Here is a 19,395-nt window from a genome sequence, read left to right on the forward strand (position 1 = left end):
ACCGCTCCAGACGGCACGTTCAGGCGGCTCGACAGCCTGTGGAGCGCACTGGTGGCCCGGCTCGATGTGGAGGAGTGCCGCGTCCACCGGCTCTCCTGTGCGTCCACCGATGGCCGGACCGGCACGCTGTCCCGGGACGGAAGGCACCACCATGACCAGCGACACCACGGCCGCGCCCCACGACGGCGGGGGCTCGAAGCTCCGCCAGGCGATCACCGGCCCCCTGCTGTTCCTCTTCATCCTCGGTGACGTCCTCGGCGCCGGCATCTACGCCCTGATGGGGACCCTGGCGAAGGACGTCGGCGGTGCGCTCTGGGCACCGCTCGTGCTCGCGCTCCTGCTGGCCCTGCTCACCGCGGGCTCGTACGCCGAACTCGTGACGAAGTACCCGAAGGCCGGCGGCGCCGCCGTCTTCGCCGAGCGGGCCTACAAGACGCCCATCGTCTCGTTCCTGGTCGGCTTCAGCATGCTCGCCGCCGGCGTCACGAGTGCCGCCGGCCTGTCGCTCGCCTTCGCCGGCGACTACCTCGGCACCTTCGTCGACCTGCCGCCGGTGCCGACCGCGATCGTCTTCCTCGCCCTGATCGCCTGCCTGAACGCCCGCGGCATCTCCGACTCGCTGAAGAGCAACGTCGTCATGACGATCATCGAGGTCTCCGGCCTCGTCATCGTGATCGTCGTCGTGGCCGTGATGCTCGGCGGCGGCGGCGGCGACGTCTCGCGGATCGGCGCGTTCCCGGCCGAGGCGAACCCGGCACTGGCGACGCTGAGTGCCGCGATCGTCGCCTACTACTCGTTCGTCGGCTTCGAGACCTCCGCGAACATCGCGGAGGAGGTCCGCGAACCCCGTCGGGTCTACCCGAAGGCCCTGTTCGGTGCCCTCGCCACGGCCGGCGTCGTCTACGTGCTCGTCGCCCTCGCCAGCGCGATCGCCCTGCCGGCCTCGGAGCTGACCGAGTCGAGCGGTCCGCTGCTCGCGGTCGTCTCGGCCACCGGCGTGCCGATCCCGGACTGGGTGTTCAGCCTCATCGCCCTGGTCGCCGTCGCGAACGGCGCCCTGCTGACGATGATCATGGCGAGCCGCGTGACGTACGGCATGGCCGAGCAGCGTCTGCTGCCCGCGCTGCTCGCGAAGGTCCTGCCGAACCGGAAGACCCCGTGGACGGCAATCGTCGCCACGACCGTCGTCGCGATGCTCCTCACCCTGGTCGGGGACGTCGGCGTCCTGGCCGAGACCGTCGTGCTCCTGCTGCTCTTCGTGTTCATCAGCACGAACGTCGCCGTCCTGGTGCTCCGCCGCGACCGCGTCGAACACGACCACTTCCGGGTCTGGACCGTCGTGCCGGTGCTCGGCGTCCTGTCGTGCATCCTGCTGCTGACGCAGCAGAGCGGTCAGGTCTGGCTCTACGCCGCGGTGCTGCTCGCCGTCGGCGTGGTGCTGTACTTCGTCGCCCGGTTCACCGGGCGCCGTTCCGGACGCGACCACGAGGCGGGCGTGATCCGCTGACCGGCACGCACCACGGGCCTCCAGGCAGATCGTCCGCGTGCGTGGTCAGCGCAGGTCGCGCACCCAGGCACCGATCGCGTCCGCGATCTGCTGGCGGGCACCAGCACCGCTGATGGTCGCCGTCCCGTCGCCCGGCTGGTCGCCGTAGGCACCGAAGTCGGCGTGGTTCGCCCCCTGGACCTCGGTCATGGTGGCGGTCGACGGCAGCAGGTGCCGCGCGGCGTCGACCTTCGCGGGGGTCGACAGCCCGTCGCGGGACCCGGAGACGCTGAGCACGTCGATGTACGAGCGGCTGACGTCGTTCGCGCAGTAGCTGCCGAGCAGCAGCAGGCCGTCGGCGTCCTGCGCGAGTTGGCACGCACGGACCCCGCCGAGGGAGTGCCCACCGACCGCCCAGCGGGCGACCGAGGGGGCGTGCGCCTGGAACGTGGTGAGCGGACGCGCGTCGAAGAACGCGAGGTTGAGCGTCGGCTTCGTGATGACGACGGTCGTGCCGTTCGCGACCACCTGCCGGAAGGTCGCCATGTAGGCATAGGGATCGACCTTCGCGCCGGGGATGAAGACGATGCCGACCCCGTCGGCCTGGCCGGTCGGGGTCATCACCACCGAGTCGCCGGCGTCCCGGACGGCGACCCGGTCGTCGCGCCAGACCTGCAGTGCGGCACTGCGGGTGCCCTCCATGACGGTGTGCGCCCACACCAGGAACACCACTGCGAGCAGCACGAGCACCGCGACGGTCCAGGTGGTCACGCGCAGTGCTCGGTTCATGGGGCCACCGTACGGCGCGGCGGGCCGGCGGCGTTCGCTTCGTGAGCAGGAATGGTCGGGTGCGACGTGCACACCCGACCATTCCTGCTCACGATGTCGCCCGGGGCGGGCGACCGGGCGACCGGGACGCGCTACTCGGTGATCGCGGCGCGGATCTCGGCGGCGGCGGCACCGACGTCCGACGCGCTGTAGATCGCGCTGCCGGCGACGGCGATGCGGGCACCGGCCTGCTGCACCGAGGCGACCGAGGACGCGTTCACGCCGCCAGCGATCGAGAACGGGACGCCCGACTCCTTGCCGGCGTCGAGCAGGGTCGAGAACGTGAAGCCCTCTTCCGCCTGCTCGTCGAGCCCGGCGTGGACCTCGACGAACTCGGCGCCGAGCGCGACGACCTCGCGGGCACGGGCGGCCTTGTCCGAGACGCCGATCAGGTCGACGACGATGCCCTTGCCGTGCTGCTTCGCGGCCTTGACGGCACCGACGATCGTCGAGTCGCCGGCGACACCGAGGACGGTGACCAGGTCGGCGCCAGCCGAGAAGGCGATGTCGGCCTCGAGCTCACCGGCGTCCATGGTCTTGAGGTCGGCGAACACGATCTTGTCGGGGTGCGCCTCCTTGATCGCGGTGACGGCGGACAGGCCGGCGCTCTTGATCAGGGGCGTGCCGAGCTCGAGGACGTCGACGTGCGGCGCGGCCGCGGCGGCGAGCTCGAGGGCGGCTTCGGTGGTCAGGGTGTCCATGGCGAACTGGAGCTGCATGGGGATGCCTTTCATTCGAGGTTGGCGTGACGGGGCCAGAGGTCGTCGGCGGACTGCCCGCCTCGGGCCCACAGGGCGTGGAACACGGCGTCGCCCACCAGGGCGACGGCCTGTTCGAAGAGGCTGCCGGCGTACTGGGCCGAGGCCGTGCCGGAGCGGTCGGTCTTCGTCGCGGCGGGCAGCACGATCGTGACGTCCGCCAGCTCGGCGAGCGGGGAGTCGTCGGTGGTCGAGAGCGCCACGACGGACGCCCCGACCTCGTGCGCGGTGCGCGCCGCCTGCACGATGCCGGTGGTCGTCCCGGAGCCGCTCGCGACGAGCAGCAGGTCACCGGGTCGGATTGCCGGGGTGGTGACCTCGCCGACGACGTGCGCGTCGAGCCCGAGGTGCATGAGGCGCATCGCGGTCATCCGGAGGGCGAGGCCGGAGCGCCCTGCGCCGTGCACGAACACCCGGTCGGAGCCCTCGACCAGGTCGAGTGCGCGCTGCGCCGGGGCGTCGTCGAGTCGGGCCGCCAGGTCGCCGACCTCGTCGTCCGCGAGGTCGAGCGCTGCGGAGACGGTGGTTGCTGCCATGCGTCGATCCTCCCGGCGACGGACGTCCGGCACTGCTACCCGCCCCGGCGGGGTCCCCACCCCATCGGGTGGGCCTGCCCGCTCGGGTGGGACGGGTAGGTTCGGCAGCATGGACGCTCCGGTCGACACCCAGGACGCCCGGCAGGCCCAGGAGGCCCGGGGCGGCTCCGCCATCCGGCTCGCCGCCGCCGAGCACGCCCGGACCGTCGCCGAGCAGGCGGACCGGCACGCCCTCACCCTGGAGTCGGTCCTCGCCGTGCTCCGCTCGTCGCGGGTCACCGACGCCGCCGCCCGGGCCGAGGCAGTCGAGATCGCGTCGGCGGCCCTCGTCGACCTGCGCACCGTCACCGACCAGCAGCGGAGCACCCTGCTCGAACCCGTCACCGGCGCGTTCTCGCGGTTGCGCGCCGACCTGCGGCCGCTCGTGCGCTTCGGCGACCTCGACGTGCAGTTCGTCGAACCGCCGACGACCGGTCGTGCGCTGCCCGGCGACGTCGCGCACGCCGCCCGGGCGATCGTCCGGACCGCGGTGCTCGCCCTGGTCGACGACGGTGCGGCGAAGCGGGTGCGCATCCAGTGGGACTGCGACGGCCGGAACCTGCTCATGCAGCTCCGCGACGACGGCTCCGGCACGCTCGACGTCCACGACGACGCCGTGCGGCCGATCGCCGAACGGGTCGTCACCCTCGACGGGACGGTGCGCGTCGCGAGCACGCCCGGCTGGGGGTCGGTGCTCGACATCACGCTGCCGCTCGACCCCCGCCCGACCGAGGTGGACGCGGTCGACGACGACGACCTCACCCCGCGCGAGCGCGACGTGCTCCGGCTCGTGGCGACGGGCGTCGGCAACCGGGAGATCGCCGACGGTCTCGGCATCAGCGTCAACACCGTGAAGTACCACGTGGCGAACCTGCTCCGGAAGCACGGCGCCCGGACCCGGGCGGAGCTCGCCGCGTTCAGCTCCCGCGCGTGACCCGGGTCGACCGCGACAACGGGTACCGGCGGTCGAGCGACGGCTCGACGACCGTCGCCATGAGGAACTGCGAGAGCAGCCGCCCACCCGCCCAGTAGACGGGGATCACGAAGATCGCCGCACCGGCCCAGACGTCCGAACCGATGAGCGCCAGGGTGCCGAGCGTCACGACGATGCCGAGTCCGGAGTACAGGTACCGCCACCCGCGGGTCACCGCCTCACGCTGGGTCTGCTGCCGCTCTACCCGCTCGTCGAGGCCGCGGACGCCCGGTTCGAGCGTCGCCGGTTCCTCGGTGACGAACAGGTCGCGCACGGGGACCTCGAGCGCGGCGGCCACGGCGGACAGCGACTCGAGGCTCGCGTCGTTGCCGCTCTCCATCCGTTGCACCGTGCGCACGGCGATGCCGCTGGTCTCGGCCAGTCGTTCCTGGGTCCAGCCCCGCAGTCGTCGGAGTTCCCCGATCCGCATCTCGTTCATGTCCTGAACAGTAGGGAATCGCGGAACGGCGCACCACGACAGGGACCCGCCACCGACACGACAGTTCCCCGCCAGGCCCCCGACAGCGGCGGTTGCCTACGTTCCGGGCGCGAACCGGTACCCCATGCCCGACTCGGTCACCAGGTAGCGGGGGTGCGCGGGGTCGGGCTCGAGCTTCCGGCGCAGCTGCGCCATGTAGAGCCGCAGGTACCCGGAGTCGTTGCCGTGCGTCGGACCCCAGACCTCGGTCAGGAGCATCTCGCGGGTCATCAGCCGGTCCGGGTTCGTCACGAGGACCTCGAGCAGACGCCACTCGGTCGGGGTCAGCCGGATCGCCGGACCCTCGGCCGGGGTCACCTGCTTCGCGACGAGGTCGACCAGCAGCGGACCGATCGCGATCGTCGGGGTCTCCTCGGACGCCACCACCCGGCGCCGCCCGAGCGCGCGGAGCCGGGCGAGCAGCTCGTCCATCTGGAACGGCTTCGTCACGTAGTCGTCGGCACCGGCGTCGAGTGCGTCGACCTTGTCGGACGAGTCGGTCCGCCCGGAGAGCACGAGGACCGGCACCTGCGACCAGGCCCGCACGCCCTCGAGCACCCCGATCCCGTCGAGCCGGGGCATGCCGAGGTCGAGCAGCACGAGGTCGGGACGCTCGGTGATGACGGCGTCGATCGCCTCGCGACCGTCCCTGGCGGTGACGACGTCGTACCCGCGCGCGGCGAGCGTCACGGCGAGCGCCCGCACGAGCTGGGCGTCGTCGTCCGCGATCAGGACCTTCATCGGATCTCCACTCCCACGTGCCCCGCGATCGGCAGGCGCACCACGACGGTGAGGCCACCGCCCGGGGTGTCGTCGACCTCGATCGTGCCGCCCATCCCCTCCGTGAAGCCGCGGGCGAGCGCCAGTCCGAGGCCGAGGCCGGTGTCGTTGTCGGTGTCGCCGAGGCGTTGGAACGGCTGGAAGACCTCGCCGCGGCGGTCCTCGGGGATCCCGGGGCCGTGGTCGGCGACGCGGAGCTCCACCCCACCGGCGAAGGCGCTCGCACCGACCCGGACGTGGGTGCCCTCCGGCGCGTAGCGGACGGCGTTCGCGAGCAGGTTCACGACGACCCGCTGCAGCAGGACTGGGTCCGCGAGCACCGGCGGCAGGTCGGCGGGCAGGTCGAGGTCGACGTCGTCGGGGCCGAGCTCGAGCTCGTCGAGTGCGGGGGCGACCACCGTCTCGAGCGCGATCGACGCGGGGGCGACCGCGAGCACACCGGCCTGCACGCGGCTGACGTCCAACAGGTCGGCCAACAGCACCGCCAGCTGACCGAGGCTCTCGTCGGCGGTCGCGAGCAGGGCCTCCCGGTCGGAGCGCGACAGGTCGATGTCGGGCGCACGGAGGGTCTGCACGGCGGCGGAGGCCGCCGCGATCGGGCGGCGCACGTCGTGACCGACGGCCGCGAGCAGGGCGCTGCGGACACGGTCGGCGGCGGCGATGCGCTCGGCACCGACGGCGGTGCGCGTCAGCTCGCGGTGCTCGACGGCGGCGTCGAGCTGCTGCTCGACGACCCGCAGCAGCCGGCGCTGGGTCGGGTCGTCGGGCGCGCCCGCGAACTCCAGGACGGCGCCGGACGGGAGGCTCGTGGTCGCGTCCGGCGTCGCACCGAACGTCCCGGACGTGGCCGGCACCTCGTCGCCCTGGCGGATCCGGACACCGGCGAAGCCGAAGGCCTCGCGGGTGCGGTCGAGCAGGGCCTGCAGGGCGTCGTCGCCGCGGAGCACGCTGCCCGCGATGCCCATGAGCAGGCCCGACTCGGCGGACGCCCGGCGTGCCGCACGGGAACGGCGGGCCGACCGGTCGACCACGAAGCTGACGAGCACCGCGCTGATCACGTACATCACCAGGGCGAAGAGGTGCCACGGCTGCTGGACGGTGACCATGTAGAGGGGTTGCACGAAGAAGTAGTCGAGGCTCAGCCCGGACAGCACTGCGGCGAAGACCGCCGGCCACATGCCGCCGACGAGCGCGACGACGAGCACGAGCAGCTGGTACGCGAGCACGTCGACGGTGATGGCGTCCGGGTCGCTGCCGAACGACAGCGCCCACGTGAGCAGCGGCCCGAGCAGCAGGGACAGCACGAACGCGGCGACCACCCGGCCACGCGACAGGCTGCCGCCGAGCTTCGGCAGGGCGATCCCGCCGCCGGCGCGCTCGTGCGTGACGACGTGCACGTCGATGTCGCCGGACTCGCGGATCACGGTGTTGCCGATCCCCGGACCGGTCATGGCTGCCGCCAGACGACTGCGGCGACTCACGCCGATCACGATCTGGGTGGCGTCGATCGAGCGCGCGAAGCGCACGAGCGTGCTCGGCACGTCGTCGCCGACGACCTGGTGGTACGTGCCACCGAGCTGCTCGAGCAGGGTGCGCTGGGTGCCGAGCGCGCCGGGGTGCCGCTCGCGCAGGCCGTCGTTCGTCGTGACGTGCACGGCGGCGAGCTCCCCACCGGCGCTGCGGGCGGCGATCCGGGCCCCGCGGCGCAGCAGGGTCTCGCCCTCGGGGCCGCCGGTCAGGGCGACGAGCACGCGCTCGCGGGTCTCCCACCGGTGCTCGATGCCGTGCTCGGCGCGGTAGGCCTTGAGCGCGTCGTCGACCTCGTCGGCGAGCCAGAGCAGGGCGATCTCGCGCAGGGCGGTGAGGTTGCCGAGCCGGAAGTAGTTCGACAGCGCCGCGTCGATCCGGGCCGCCGGGTACACGAGCCCGTCGGACAACCGCTCCCGCAGGGCCGCCGGGGCGAGGTCCACGACCTCGATCTGGTCGGCCGCACGCACCACGGCGTCGGGGACGGTCTCGCGCTGCACGGTGCCGGTGATCTCGCGGACGACGTCGCCGAGGGACTGCATGTGCTGCACGTTGACGGTGCTCACCACCGAGATCCCGGCGGCGAGGAGCGCCTCGACGTCCTGCCAGCGCTTGTCGTGGCGCCCCCCGGGGGCGTTCGTGTGCGCGAGCTCGTCGACGAGGGCGATCTCGGGGGCCCGGGCGAGGACGGCGTCGAGGTCGAGGTCGTCGAGCTCCACCCCGCGGTGCGAGACGGTGCGGCGGGGCACGACCTCGAGCCCGTCCACCAGGGCTGCGGTGGCGGCGCGCTCGTGCGTCTCGACGACGGCCACGACCACGTCGCGTCCCTCGTCGAGCAGGCGACGCCCCTCTTCGAGCATCGTGTACGTCTTGCCGACGCCGGGCGCCGCACCGAGCAGGACCCGCAGCTTGCCGCGCTTCACGTGCTCATCCTCTCGCGTCGGGCCTCGCAGCGGGTGCCGGAACCAGGTTCCGGACACGGCACCACGCTCCTCCGCGGTGTCGTGTCCGGAACCTGGTTCACGGGCACCGTCAGGACGCCTTCGCCAGCGCCAGGTTGAGCGCGAGGACGTTCACGACCGGCTCGCCGAGGAACCCGAGCTGCCGCGACTCGGTGTTCGCGGCCACGAGCGCCCGCACCGTGTCCTCCGACAGGCCCCGCGCCGCAGCCACCCGCGACACCTGCTGCGCCGCGTACTCCGGGCTGATGTCCGGGTCGAGGCCCGAGCCCGACGCGGTCACGGCGTCTGCCGGCACCCGCGATGCCGGGACGCCGTCGGCCGCAGCCAGGGCCGCACGACGCTCCTCGACGGCCTCGAGCAGGTCCGGGTTGTTCGGCCCGAGGTTCGAGCCGGAGGACGCACCGGCGTCGTAGCCGTCCTCGCCGGCGGCGGACGGCCGCGACTGGAACCAGCGATCGGCCTGCTCGCCCGTGAAGGACTGCCCGATCAACGAGGAACCGACGACCTCGCCGGACGAGTCCGTGACCATCGAGCCGTTGGCCTGGTCGTGGAACGCCGCCTGGCCGACGCCCCAGACGGCGAGCGGGTAGACCACGCCGAGCACGACGGTGGCGAGCAGGGTGAGGCGGATCGCCACACCAGCGGAGCGGACGGTGGAACGTGCAGATGCCATGACTAGAACCCCGGGATGAGACCGACCACGAGGTCGATCAGTTTGATGCCGATGAAGGGGACGACCACGCCGCCGAGCCCGTAGACGAGCAGGTTGCGGCCGAGGATCGACGACGCTGCGGCTGCGCGGTACTTCACGCCGCGCAGGGACAGCGGGATGAGCGCCACGATGACGAGCGCGTTGAAGACGACCGCCGACAGGATCGCGGACGAGGGGCTGTGCAGCCCCATGACGTTGAGCGCCGCGAGCCCGGGGAACGCGGCCTGGAACATCGCCGGGATGATCGCGAAGTACTTCGCGACGTCGTTGGCGATGGAGAAGGTGGTCAGGGCGCCGCGGGTGATGAGCAGCTGCTTGCCGATGCGGACGACGTCGATGAGCTTGGTCGGGTCGGAGTCGAGGTCGACCATGTTGCCCGCCTCCTTCGCCGCCGTCGTGCCGGTGTTCATCGCGACACCGACGTCCGCCTGCGCCAGGGCCGGGGCGTCGTTCGTGCCGTCACCGGTCATCGCGACGAGGTTGCCGCCCTCCTGCTCGCGCTTGATGTACGCGAGCTTGTCCTCCGGCGTGGCCTCGGCGAGGAAGTCGTCGACACCCGCCTCGGCGGCGATGGCCTTCGCGGTGCGGGGGTTGTCGCCGGTGATCATCACCGTGCGGATGCCCATCTCGCGCAGCGACGCGAAGCGCGACGCCATGCCGTCCTTGACGACGTCCTTCAGGTGCACGACGCCGAGCAGCGAGACCGTCCCCGCGGGGTCGCGGCGGCCGACCACGAGCGGGGTCCCGCCCTGGTCGGAGACCTCGGCGACGGTCGCGTCGATCGCAGCCGTCACACCGGCGTCGGGGGTGTCAGCCCAGGCGAGCACTGCAGCAGCGGCACCCTTCCGGATCTGCGACCCGTCCGGCAGGTCGAGACCGGACATGCGCGTCTGCGCGGTGAACGGCACCTCGACGGCGCCGTCCGGCAGACCGACGGCCACCCCGTCCTCGCGCGCCAGGTCGACGATCGAGCGTCCTTCCGGGGTGCTGTCCGCGGCACTCGACAGCGCCGCCGCCTCGAGCAGTTCGGCGGTCGACACGCCCGGCACCGGCACCACGCGGGACGCCCGTCGGTTGCCGTAGGTGATCGTGCCGGTCTTGTCGAGCAGCAGCGTCGTGATGTCCCCGGCGGCCTCGACCGCACGGCCGGACATGGCGAGCACGTTGTGCTGCACGAGTCGGTCCATGCCGGCGATGCCGATCGCGGAGAGCAGCGCGCCGATGGTGGTCGGGATGAGGCAGACGAGCAGGGCGATGAGCACCGGGACGCTGACGGTCGCACCGACCAGGCCCGCGATGGGCTGCATCGTCAGGCAGACGATCACGAAGACGATCGACAGCGAGGCGAGCAGGATGTTCAGCGCGATCTCGTTCGGCGTCTTCTGCCGTGCTGCGCCCTCGACCAGGCGGATCATCCGGTCGATGAAGGTCTCACCCGGCGTCGAGGTGATGCGCACCACGATCCGGTCGGACAGCACCCGGGTGCCGCCGGTGACGGCACTGCGGTCGCCGCCGGACTCGCGGATGACCGGTGCGGACTCCCCCGTGACGGCCGACTCGTCGACCGACGCGATGCCGTCGACGACGTCGCCGTCACCCGGGATGACCTCGCCGGCCACGACCACGACGACGTCGCCCTTGGCCAGGTCGACGGACGCGACCTCCTCGGTGTCGTTGCCGGTGGCGGCAGCGTCGGCCCGGTCGTAGCCGAGCACCCGGCGGGCGCTCGTGGTCGAGCGGGTCTTCCGCAGGGTGTCGGCCTGCGCCTTGCCGCGGCCCTCGGCCACCGACTCCGCCAGGTTGGCGAAGACGACGGTGAGCCAGAGCCAGACGGCGATGGCGATCGTGAAGGCGGACGGCTCGACGACGGCGGCCGCCGTCGTCAGCGCCGCGCCGACCTCGACGATGAACATGACGGGGTTCCGCCACATGAGTCGCGGATCGAGCTTCCGCAGGGCGCCCGGGAGGCCCGCCACCAGTTGGCGCGGTCCGAACGCGGACGAGCGGGTGGTCGGCTCCACGGCGGTGCGCGGTTCCGGCTCGGTGGTCACGGAGGTCATGACAGTCCTTCTGCGAGCGGGCCCAGTGCGAGCACCGGGAAGTAGGTGAGGGCGGTGACGATGACGGCGACGCCGCCGAGCAGCCCGATGAACAGCGGGCGGTGGGTGGGCAGCGTGCCGGCGGTCTCCGGCACCCGGTCCTGGGCGGCGAGGGACCCGGCAAGCGCCAGGACGAACGCCATCGGCACGAAGCGGCCGAGCAGCATCACGACACCGAGCGAGGAGTTCATCCACGTGGTGTTCGCGGTGAGCCCGCCGAAGGCGGATCCGTTGTTGTTCGCACCCGAGGTGAAGGCGTAGAGCAGCTCGGACAGCCCGTGGTTGCCGGGGTTGTAGATCGACGTGCCGAGCACCTGTTCGCGGACACCGGGGATCACGAGCGAGAGCCCGGTGCCCAGGAGCACGAGCGTCGGCGTGACGAGGATGTACAGCGCCGCGAAGGTCATCTCCTTCGCGCGGATCTTCTTGCCGAGGTACTCCGGCGTGCGGCCGACGAGCAGGCCGCCGATGAACACCGTGATGACGGCGAGCACGAGCATGCCGTACAGGCCGGAGCCGACGCCACCGGGGGTGACCTCGCCGAGCATCATGTTGAGGAGCGCCATCATGCCGCCGATCGGCGTGTAGCTGTCGTGCATGGCGTTCACCGCGCCGGTCGACGTCGAGGTCGTCGCCGTCGAGAACAGCGTCGAGCCGAGGAGGCCGAAGCGGACCTCCTTGCCCTCCATCGCGCCGCCCGCCGCTGCGGTCGCGCTGCCGCCACCGGCGAGCTCGGCGATCGACATCACCGACAAGGACACGAGGAAGATCGCGCCCATCACGGCGAGGATCGCGGAGCCTTGGCGGTCGTCGCCGACCAGCCGGCCGAACGTGCGGGGCAGCGAGAAGGGGATGACGAGCATGAGGAACACCTCGACGAGGTTCGTCCACGCCTGCGGGTTCTCGAACGGGTGCGCCGAGTTCGCGTTGAAGTACCCGCCACCGTTCGTACCGAGTTCCTTGATCGCCTCCTGCGAGGCGACGAACCCGTCCGGGATGTGCTGCGTGCCACCGACGAGCGTGGTGACGTCGGTACCGCTCCCCCACGACTGGACGACACCACCGGCGACGAGCACGATCGCGAAGACGAACGCCCCGGGCAGCAGCAGTCGGCCGAGCCCGCGGACGACGTCCACCCACACGTTGCCGAGCGTGCCGGACCCGCGACGGGCGAACCCGCGCACCAGGGCGACGGCGACGGCGAGGCCGACGGCGGCGGACAGGAAGTTCTGCACCGCGAGGCCGCCCATCTGCACGGCGTAGCCGACGGTGACCTCGGGCGAGTAGGACTGCCAGTTCGTGTTCGCGACGAACGACGCCGCGGTGTTGAACGCGAGCGAGGGTCCGACGGCCGGCAGCCCGAGGTCGCCGGGCAGCACGACCTGGATGCGCTGCAGCAGGTAGACGAGCAGGAGCCCGACGACGCTGAAGAGCAGCACGCCCCGCAGGTACACGGGCCAGGACTGCTCGGCGTCCGGGTCGACCCCGATCAGCCGGTAGACCCCGCGCTCGACCCGGTTGTGCCGGACGGGGGTGAAGACCTTCGCCATCCAGTCGCCGAGCGGCCGGTGGGCGACGACGAGCAGCAGGACGAGCGTCGCGACCTGGACGATGCCGGCCCAGACGTCTGCGGCGCCCATCAGAAGCGCTCAGGACGCACGAGCGCCCAGACGAGGTACACGACAGCGGCGATGCCGAGGACGGCGGCCGCGATGGTGATGCCGATCACAGCCGTTCCACCCCCTTGGCGATCAGTGCCACCACGCCGAACACGGCGAGGACACCGGCGACGACGAACACGTCGAACACGAGGGACTCCAGAAGGTCTGCGGTACCCGCGCCGGGCGGCACGGGACGGCACCACGTGTGGTGCCGAACCGATGCTGGGTCCTGCGCCGGGCCTCCCGGCCGGTCCTAACGGATCCCTCACGCCGCCCGGACGGACGCATGCGCCGCCCTAACGCGCTGCCGCCCGCAGCCGTCCGGCCAGGTCGCGGACCGCCCCGCGCAGCTCGTCCGGGCCCTCGACCCGCACCGGCACGGCCAAGCCCGCGACGACACCCGCCAGCCCTTCCCACGACCACGAGCCGAGGGTGACGCGGACCCGATCGTCACCGATGGGCTCGACCACGGCGTCCTCGGGCAGGTACGGCGTGATCGTCCGCGCATCGGCCGCCGTCGTGGTCACGGCCCCGGTGCACGGCCAGACGTCGTCCACCGCCGACCCCTTGAAGCGCGCCGACACGAAGGCCGCCGCGTCGCCGCCGGGGACCGCGCGCGGTGTGAAGGGGACGCGGGTGCGCATCCGCGGCGTGATCCGGTCGACGCGGTGGGTGCGCCAGTCGTCGCGGTCGGTGTCCCAGTCGAGCAGGTACCAGCGGCCGTTCCGGGCGACGACGGCGTGCGGTTCCACGCGGTGCGGGGTCTCGTCCTCGCCGTACCCGAAGCGGAAGACCTCTCGCAGGTGGACCGCCTCGCTCACCGCCACCAGGACGCCCGGGTCGGTCGTGGTCCGGCTCGTCGTGGTCACGGCCTGCACCGCGTCCACCCGGGACCGCAGGCGCGCGGGCATCACCTGCCGGACGGTCGCGAGGGCGCGGGCCGCCGACTCGGCGACGTCCGCCCCCGATGCCGGCGCGACGGCGAGCGCCAGGGCGATCGCCACCGCCTGGTCGTCGTCGAACAGCAGCGGGGGCAGGTCGGACCCGGCCTCGAGCCGGTAGCCGCCGGCCGGCCCGCGCAGCGCCTCGACCCGGTACCCGAGGCCGCGGAGCCGGTCGACGTCGCGACGGACCGTGCGGGGACTGACCTCGAGCCGGCCGGCGAGCTCGTCGCCCGGCCAGTCGCGGTGCACCTGCAGCAGCGAGAGCAGCGCGAGCATGCGAGCGGAGGGGCCGGCCATGTCGATCATCTTCGTCGAAGAAGCGGACACGATCTGACCGCATCGCCCGACAACCTTGTCCCATGAGCATCGAAACGACAACCCACCTCAACTTCGACGGCGACGCCCGGGCGGCGCTCGACTTCTACGCAGCGGTCTTCGGCGGCGACGTCACCGCCGCCACCTACGGCCAGATGGGCGCCCTGGACGACCCAGCCTGGGCCGACCGCATCGTCTTCGGTCAGGTCGCCACCGCCGCCGGCTTCCGGATCATGGCCTTCGACGTCTGGCCCGGCCAGCCCTGGGACCAGGGTTCGAACGCCTTCTACGTCTTCGTGCACGGCGACGACACCACCGAGATCGAGCGGTACTGGGCCGCGCTGTCCGAGGGCGCCGAGGTCCGGCAGCCCCTGGCCCCCTCGGCCTGGGCGCCGCTCGCCGGGCAGCTCCGCGACCGGTTCGGCGTCGTGTGGCAGCTCGACGTCGCGGGTCCGCGGGGTTGAACCGGCGCGGGGGTGAACCGGCGCAGGGCTGACCCGCCGCCCGCGCGCTCGGCATACTGGGCGCATGGGGGAGCAGGCGGCCGCCTCGGGCGGGACGAGCGTCCGCGACGGCGAGCGTGAACGGCGCCGTCGCGCGCAGCGGAAGCGCCGCCGGCGGCAACGACTCCGCCGGACCCTGCGGCAGCGGATGGACTGGCGCGGCGCCCCAGTCCCCGCCGGTGCGTGGTGGTTCGCCGTGCTCGCCGTCGCCCTCGGGGTCCTCTACGGCCGGGCCACCGACGCCGGGGACCCCGGGGTCGGTGGGCCCGGTGCCGATGCCCTCGGTGCCAATGCCCTCGGTGCTGCCGTCGCCGGAGCGGCGATCGGCGTCGGCTGGGGTGCACTGCTGTTCGCCTGCGCGCCGCCGATCGTCGCGGTCCCGCTCGTCGCTGCCGGCGTGTTCTGCGGGTTCGTGCTGGTCGGGCCGCTCGGCCCGGGCGCGGTGAGTGCCAGCCTGGTGGCCTCGGTCGCCGGCTGGCTGCTCGGCATGCAGCTCCGGTACCTGGTCGCCGGTCGCCGACGGCCGCCCGAGCGAGCCCGCCTGGTCGATCGCGGCCGCCCACGACGCGCGGCACGGATCACCCCCGGCGAGCGCTCGCAGCTCGTGGCCACCGGGGTCTCCGGCGTCCTGGCCGTCGTCGTCCCGGCGCTCCTCGTCCTGGTCCCTGCACCGGGTGCGGTCGGCACCTGGCTCGTACTCGTCCTCGTCACCCTGGCGTGGTCCGGCCCGGTGGGCTGGTGGACCGGCATGGTGCGGAGCCACCACGCGGCCGGCGGTGCACCGTTCGCGGCGGCGCAGTGGGGCCTGCTGTTCAACGCCTGGGGCTCCGCCGGTGTGCACGCCCTGCCGATCACGCTGACCGCGGGCATGGCCGGGGTCGGCCTCGGCTTCGTGCTCCGCCGCCTGCACGAGGCCCGGGTCGGCCGGTACCCGCGCGAGCGTCCGGCCGCGGGCTGAGCCGGGGACCTCAGCGCACCGGGGCCCAGGTGCTGACCGTCACCGCTGCGGTCACGCGGGTCGGTGCGAAGACCCGCTCCGGGTCGACGTGGTGGTGGCTCGGCCCCATGTGCACGACGTCGTGGACGTCCTCGGCGGACAGCTCCATCGTCCACGTCAGGTCGTCGGACGAGCGCCGGGTGAAGGCGGGCGTCAGGGAGTCGTGCAGGCGACGCTCCTTCTCCGGGTCGACCGCGATCGTCGCCTCGGCGAGCTCCGCCAGGTGGCCGGTCCGCGGGGTCACCACGGCGAGCACGCCGTCCGGCCGCAGGACGCGGGCGTACTCCGTCTGGTTGCGGGGTGCGAAGACGTCGAGCACGACCGCGGCTGCGTCGTCGACGACCGGGAGGCGCTCGGTCACGTCCCCGACGACGGCCCCCGCCCGCTCGTGGGCGCGTGCCGCACGCCGGATCGCGACGGCGGACAGGTCGAGCGCGAGGCCGAGCCGCGTCCCCGGCCCCGGCTCCGGCTCCGGCTCTGGCTCTGGCTCTGGCTCTGGGCTCGGCCCACCGGCGGCGGTGCCGGACGCACCGGGCGCCACCACGGGCCTCCCGTCCGTCCCCGCCGCGCGGAGCGCGTGTGCCAGGTAGGTGCCCGGGCCGGACCCGACGTCGAGCACGATGCCGGGCGCCGAGGCCTCGACGACGACGACGGCGAGCGCCCGCTCGACGGGCGCGTAGTGCCCGCGACCCAGGAACCGCAGCCGCGCGTCGACCATCGCCGGGGTGTCCGCGGTGAGGGCACGACGCTTCGCGGGCAGGAGCGTCAGGTGGCCCTGCTTCGCCTCGTCGAACCGGTGGCCGGTCGTGCAGCCGGCCTGACCCGGGGCCGTGCGGGCGAGGGGCTCGGTGCACACGGGGCAGGCGAGCATCGGCAGCAGGTCGTCTCGCACCGGACCAGCGTACGGGCGTCGCGAGCCGGTACGGTCGGGGCATGGCCGTCATCCACAACGCCGTCCTCCGCCCGTCGAAGACCGACGCGATCGGCGCCTGGCTGCCGACCCGGCCGTGGAGCGGCGTCACGACGGACCCCGCCGCCGACGGGTCGCTCGTCGTCGCCGGCCGGTTCCGGTTCGACGACCCGGACGGCGAGGTCGGTGTCGAGACGTACCTGGTGCGGGTCGGCGACGGTCCGGTGCTGCAGGTGCCGCTCACCTACCGCGGCGCACCGCTCGACGGTGCCGACGACCACCTCGTCACCGAGATGGACCACTCCGTGCTCGGTCGCCGCTGGGTGTACGACGCCGTCGGCGACCCCGTCTACGCCGACGTGCTCCGCCGCGCCGTCGCGACCGGCGGGCGCGAGGCCGACCTCGAGGCGGCACCCGGCGAGGGCGGCGGCACCCCGGTGAAGGAGGGCACGGTGTCGGGCAGCGGCTCGGCGTCCGACTCCCCCACGGTGACGGTCGTGCGGGACACCACCGCCGGCACGACGACCACCATCGCGACCGACCACGGCAGCCTCGCGGTGCCGCGCGTCGTCGGTGCACCCCTGCCCGACGGCGAGACGCTGACCGGCACCTGGGCCGACGGGTCCGGCGTGCTCGCCGTGCTGCTGCCCTAGCGGGTACGGGCAGGGCCTGCCTGCCCCACCGCGTCGATGGCAGGATCGGTGTCGTGAAGACACTGGAGTTGCCACAGACGGACCTCACCGCCTCCGACGTCGTCGTCGGGCTGATGCGGATCAACGACATGAGCGACGAGGACATCCGCGCGCTCTACGCCGCCTCGCGCGACGCGGGCGTGACCATGTTCGACCACGCCGCGGTCTACGGCGGGTGGCACGGCTGCGAGGAGCGCTTCGGCTCCGCGGTCACGCTGACCCCGGCTGAGCGCAGCGAGATCGTCCTGCAGACGAAGGTCGGCATCCGGCCGACGGCGAACGGCGCCTACTTCGACTTCTCGTACGAGCACATCCTCGAGTCGGTCGAGGAGTCCCTCGCCGCACTGCAGACCGAGTACGTCGACGTCCTGCTGCTGCACCGTCCCGACGCCCTGGTCGAACCGGACGAGGTGGCGAAGGCCTTCGACGAACTGCACGCCGCCGGCAAGGTGCACCACTTCGGCGTCTCGAACCACACCCCCGGCCAGGTCGAGCTGCTCCGCCGTTCCGTGCGGCAGCCCCTCGCGTTCAACCAGGTGCAGCTGAGCATCACGCACGCCAACGTGATCACGCAGGGCCTCGCGGCGAACATGGCGGCGGTCGACCAGTCGATCGACCGCGACAACGACATCCTCAACGACTCGCGGCTGCACGACGTCACCCTGCAGGCCTGGTCGCCGTTCCAGAAGGGCTTCTTCGACGGCGTCTTCCTCGGCGACCGGGAGCAGTACGCCGAGCTGAACGACGTGCTCGAGGAGGTCGCCGCCGCACACGGGGTCACCCCCACCGGCATCGCGGTCGCCTGGATCACGCGCCACCCGGCGCAGTTCCAGGTCGTCCTCGGCACGACCAACCCGCAGCGCGTGCGGGACTCGGCGGCCGGCTCGGACGTCCGCCTGTCGCGCGAGGAGTGGTACCGGATCACCTCGGCCGCGGGGCACCTCGTCCCCTGACGACCCGTGGCGCGCGCCCCGTCGCGTGAGCACATGGGGCAGGGTGGGGGTCGTGCTCGACGACCTCGCCCTGCCCGTCCTCCTGACCGCCCGCACCGGGACCGTCACCCTGCGGAACGCCGTCGACGACGACCTCGACGCCCTCGTGGCGCTCCTCGCCGACGACCCGGTCAGCGCCGCCCGCGGGGACGTCGCCGCGCCGGAGGACCGGCCGGAGTACGCCGCCGCGCTCCGCTCGATCGTCGACGACCCGGCGAACGCCCTGCTCGTCGTCGAGGACGAGGTCGGGCGGCTCGTCGGCACCCTCCAGCTCACCCGGATCCCCGGCATGGCCCGGCGCGGTGCACGGCGCCTGCTCGTCGAGGCCGTCCGGGTCAGCAGCGCTGTCCGCTCCGGCGGCATCGGCACGGCGGTGATGCGGTGGGTCACCGACGTGGCCGCCCCGGCGCTCGGTACGCCGCTCGTGCAGCTCACCTCGGACGCGGCGCGCACCGATGCACACCGGTTCTACGAGCGGCTCGGGTTCACCGGGTCGCACGTCGGCTTCAAGTACCGTGTCCCCGGGCCCGGCGCAGTGGGCGGCGGCGCACAACCGAAGTGATCCGGAACCGCGCATCCGCACGGCGCGGGGACACTCCGGTTGTGCGAACCGCTCCCGAACCGGCCCGGACCGGCCGACCGGCGCGCCGCGCTAGTCGTCGGAGTCGGAGTCGGACCCCGCCTCCGGGGACCGCGGCTCCGGCACGCGGACGTCCACGGGCGACACGGCCGTCGGGTCGGCGGAGGCACCGCCCACCACGTCGAACGAGATCCCGAGGTCGGCCGGGTCCTCGTCGAGCTCCAGCCCGTCCTGGCGCGCTTGGCGCTCCGGGATCGCGCGGCCACCGGACGGATCGAACGAGTTCGCAATCGACATGCCGACGAGCATGCCGGTCGGACATTGGCGGCGGCTCGGTGTCGCCTCCGCAGCGCCGGTCAGTCCGCGAGGTCCTCCGGGTGCAGGCGGTCGCCGGGCTCGGGGCGCCGGAACACCGGGCCGCCGCCGGCCTCGTCCTCGTCGTGGTGGTCCGCGGGCGAGACGCTCGGGTCGGCGGAGTCGGGGCCGACGTCCGCCCCGCGGTCCGCCTCGACCTCGACCTCGGTCTCGGTCTCGTCACTGCCGTCCACCGGGGTGGACGTGCCCTGCTGTTCGGGATCGAACGGTGCGCTCATCGACATGGGCCGAGCATGCTCCCCGTCGGT

General features: G+C 73.1%; 21 protein-coding genes. 7 read left to right on the forward strand and 14 right to left on the reverse strand.

Annotated elements, in window-relative coordinates:
* Positions 1–151: 151 nt before the first annotated feature.
* Positions 152–1,507, forward strand: a complete 1,356-nt coding sequence (locus tag DEI99_RS16230; protein WP_111041599.1) for an APC family permease — start codon at positions 152–154, stop codon at positions 1,505–1,507.
* Positions 1,508–1,552: 45 nt separating this feature from the next.
* Here DEI99_RS16230 and DEI99_RS16235 read toward each other — a convergent pair whose 3' ends face one another.
* The 3 genes from DEI99_RS16235 to hxlB all read right to left on the reverse strand — a co-directional run bounded on the left by DEI99_RS16235 (position 1,553) and on the right by hxlB (position 3,608).
* Positions 1,553–2,275 (reverse strand): alpha/beta hydrolase, encoded by a 723-nt coding sequence (locus DEI99_RS16235; RefSeq protein WP_111041600.1) that lies wholly within the window; start codon positions 2,273–2,275, stop codon positions 1,553–1,555.
* Between the two features lie 131 nt (positions 2,276–2,406).
* Positions 2,407–3,033, reverse strand: a complete 627-nt coding sequence (gene hxlA / locus DEI99_RS16240) for a 3-hexulose-6-phosphate synthase (protein WP_111041601.1) — start codon at positions 3,031–3,033, stop codon at positions 2,407–2,409.
* 11 nt (positions 3,034–3,044) lie between these two features.
* Positions 3,045–3,608, reverse strand: a complete 564-nt coding sequence (gene hxlB / locus DEI99_RS16245; protein ID WP_284180890.1) for a 6-phospho-3-hexuloisomerase — start codon at positions 3,606–3,608, stop codon at positions 3,045–3,047.
* A gap of 109 nt (positions 3,609–3,717) precedes the next feature.
* Between hxlB and DEI99_RS16250 the strand changes: the two genes are divergently transcribed.
* The gene (locus tag DEI99_RS16250) at positions 3,718–4,581 is read left to right on the forward strand and encodes a helix-turn-helix transcriptional regulator (RefSeq protein WP_111041603.1); all 864 of its coding nucleotides are present in this window, start codon (positions 3,718–3,720) and stop codon (positions 4,579–4,581) included.
* On the opposite strand, the gene DEI99_RS16255 is transcribed toward DEI99_RS16250, so the two are convergent.
* The 8 genes from DEI99_RS16255 to DEI99_RS16290 all read right to left on the reverse strand — a co-directional run bounded on the left by DEI99_RS16255 (position 4,565) and on the right by DEI99_RS16290 (position 14,080).
* Positions 4,565–5,059 carry a helix-turn-helix domain-containing protein gene (locus DEI99_RS16255; RefSeq protein ID WP_111041604.1) on the reverse strand — a complete coding sequence of 165 codons (495 nt, stop codon included), beginning with the start codon at positions 5,057–5,059 and terminating at the stop codon, positions 4,565–4,567. The two genes, DEI99_RS16250 and DEI99_RS16255, sit on opposite strands and share 17 nt — an antisense overlap.
* A 96-nt stretch (positions 5,060–5,155) precedes the next feature.
* The gene (locus DEI99_RS16260) at positions 5,156–5,839 is read right to left on the reverse strand and encodes a response regulator (RefSeq protein ID WP_111041605.1); all 684 of its coding nucleotides are present in this window, start codon (positions 5,837–5,839) and stop codon (positions 5,156–5,158) included.
* Positions 5,836–8,328 carry an ATP-binding protein gene (locus tag DEI99_RS16265; RefSeq protein WP_111041606.1) on the reverse strand — a complete coding sequence of 831 codons (2,493 nt, stop codon included), beginning with the start codon at positions 8,326–8,328 and terminating at the stop codon, positions 5,836–5,838. Before DEI99_RS16265 ends, DEI99_RS16260 begins: the two co-directional genes overlap by 4 nt.
* Positions 8,329–8,437: 109 nt before the next feature.
* Entirely contained in the window at positions 8,438–9,040 is a 603-nt protein-coding gene (kdpC, locus tag DEI99_RS16270; RefSeq protein ID WP_111041607.1) for a potassium-transporting ATPase subunit KdpC, read from the reverse strand.
* A 2-nt stretch (positions 9,041–9,042) separates the two neighbouring features.
* A complete protein-coding gene (gene kdpB / locus DEI99_RS16275) occupies positions 9,043–11,139 on the reverse strand; it encodes a potassium-transporting ATPase subunit KdpB (protein ID WP_111041608.1) in 2,097 nt (698 codons plus the stop codon).
* Complete coding sequence (kdpA, locus tag DEI99_RS16280) at positions 11,136–12,818, reverse strand: potassium-transporting ATPase subunit KdpA (protein WP_111041609.1); 1,683 nt, start codon at positions 12,816–12,818, stop codon at positions 11,136–11,138. Before kdpA ends, kdpB begins: the two co-directional genes overlap by 4 nt.
* Positions 12,818–12,907: a potassium-transporting ATPase subunit F gene (locus tag DEI99_RS16285; protein WP_017887940.1), complete on the reverse strand. Its 90-nt coding sequence runs from the start codon at positions 12,905–12,907 to the stop codon at positions 12,818–12,820. Before DEI99_RS16285 ends, kdpA begins: the two co-directional genes overlap by 1 nt.
* Before the next feature lie 228 nt (positions 12,908–13,135).
* Entirely contained in the window at positions 13,136–14,080 is a 945-nt protein-coding gene (locus DEI99_RS16290; protein ID WP_111041629.1) for a helix-turn-helix transcriptional regulator, read from the reverse strand.
* A 62-nt stretch (positions 14,081–14,142) separates the two neighbouring features.
* On the opposite strand from DEI99_RS16290, the gene DEI99_RS16295 reads away from it, so the two are divergent.
* Both DEI99_RS16295 and DEI99_RS16300 read left to right on the forward strand, forming a co-directional pair.
* Positions 14,143–14,562: a VOC family protein gene (locus tag DEI99_RS16295; protein WP_111041610.1), complete on the forward strand. Its 420-nt coding sequence runs from the start codon at positions 14,143–14,145 to the stop codon at positions 14,560–14,562.
* A 64-nt stretch (positions 14,563–14,626) separates the two neighbouring features.
* Positions 14,627–15,559: a hypothetical protein gene (locus DEI99_RS16300; protein ID WP_111041611.1), complete on the forward strand. Its 933-nt coding sequence runs from the start codon at positions 14,627–14,629 to the stop codon at positions 15,557–15,559.
* A 10-nt stretch (positions 15,560–15,569) separates the two neighbouring features.
* On the opposite strand, the gene DEI99_RS16305 is transcribed toward DEI99_RS16300, so the two are convergent.
* The gene (locus DEI99_RS16305; RefSeq protein WP_111041612.1) at positions 15,570–16,490 is read right to left on the reverse strand and encodes a putative RNA methyltransferase; all 921 of its coding nucleotides are present in this window, start codon (positions 16,488–16,490) and stop codon (positions 15,570–15,572) included.
* A 41-nt stretch (positions 16,491–16,531) separates the two neighbouring features.
* Here DEI99_RS16305 and DEI99_RS16310 point away from each other — a divergent pair, with 41 nt between their 5' ends.
* From DEI99_RS16310 to DEI99_RS16320, 3 genes are read left to right on the forward strand one after another with little or no spacing between them, the layout of a single operon-like run.
* A complete protein-coding gene (locus tag DEI99_RS16310; RefSeq protein ID WP_111041613.1) occupies positions 16,532–17,161 on the forward strand; it encodes a CG0192-related protein in 630 nt (209 codons plus the stop codon).
* 53 nt (positions 17,162–17,214) lie between these two features.
* Positions 17,215–18,153: an aldo/keto reductase gene (locus DEI99_RS16315; protein WP_111041614.1), complete on the forward strand. Its 939-nt coding sequence runs from the start codon at positions 17,215–17,217 to the stop codon at positions 18,151–18,153.
* 52 nt (positions 18,154–18,205) lie between these two features.
* The gene (locus DEI99_RS16320; protein WP_111041630.1) at positions 18,206–18,754 is read left to right on the forward strand and encodes a GNAT family N-acetyltransferase; all 549 of its coding nucleotides are present in this window, start codon (positions 18,206–18,208) and stop codon (positions 18,752–18,754) included.
* A gap of 90 nt (positions 18,755–18,844) precedes the next feature.
* On the opposite strand, the gene DEI99_RS16325 is transcribed toward DEI99_RS16320, so the two are convergent.
* Both DEI99_RS16325 and DEI99_RS16330 read right to left on the reverse strand, forming a co-directional pair.
* Complete coding sequence (locus DEI99_RS16325; protein WP_146247103.1) at positions 18,845–19,069, reverse strand: hypothetical protein; 225 nt, start codon at positions 19,067–19,069, stop codon at positions 18,845–18,847.
* Positions 19,070–19,128: 59 nt separating this feature from the next.
* Positions 19,129–19,371 (reverse strand): hypothetical protein, encoded by a 243-nt coding sequence (locus DEI99_RS16330; RefSeq protein WP_111041616.1) that lies wholly within the window; start codon positions 19,369–19,371, stop codon positions 19,129–19,131.
* Positions 19,372–19,395: the final 24 nt, after the last annotated feature.

Source organism: Curtobacterium sp. MCLR17_036 (assembly GCF_003234445.2).
Lineage (GTDB): Bacteria > Actinomycetota > Actinomycetes > Actinomycetales > Microbacteriaceae > Curtobacterium.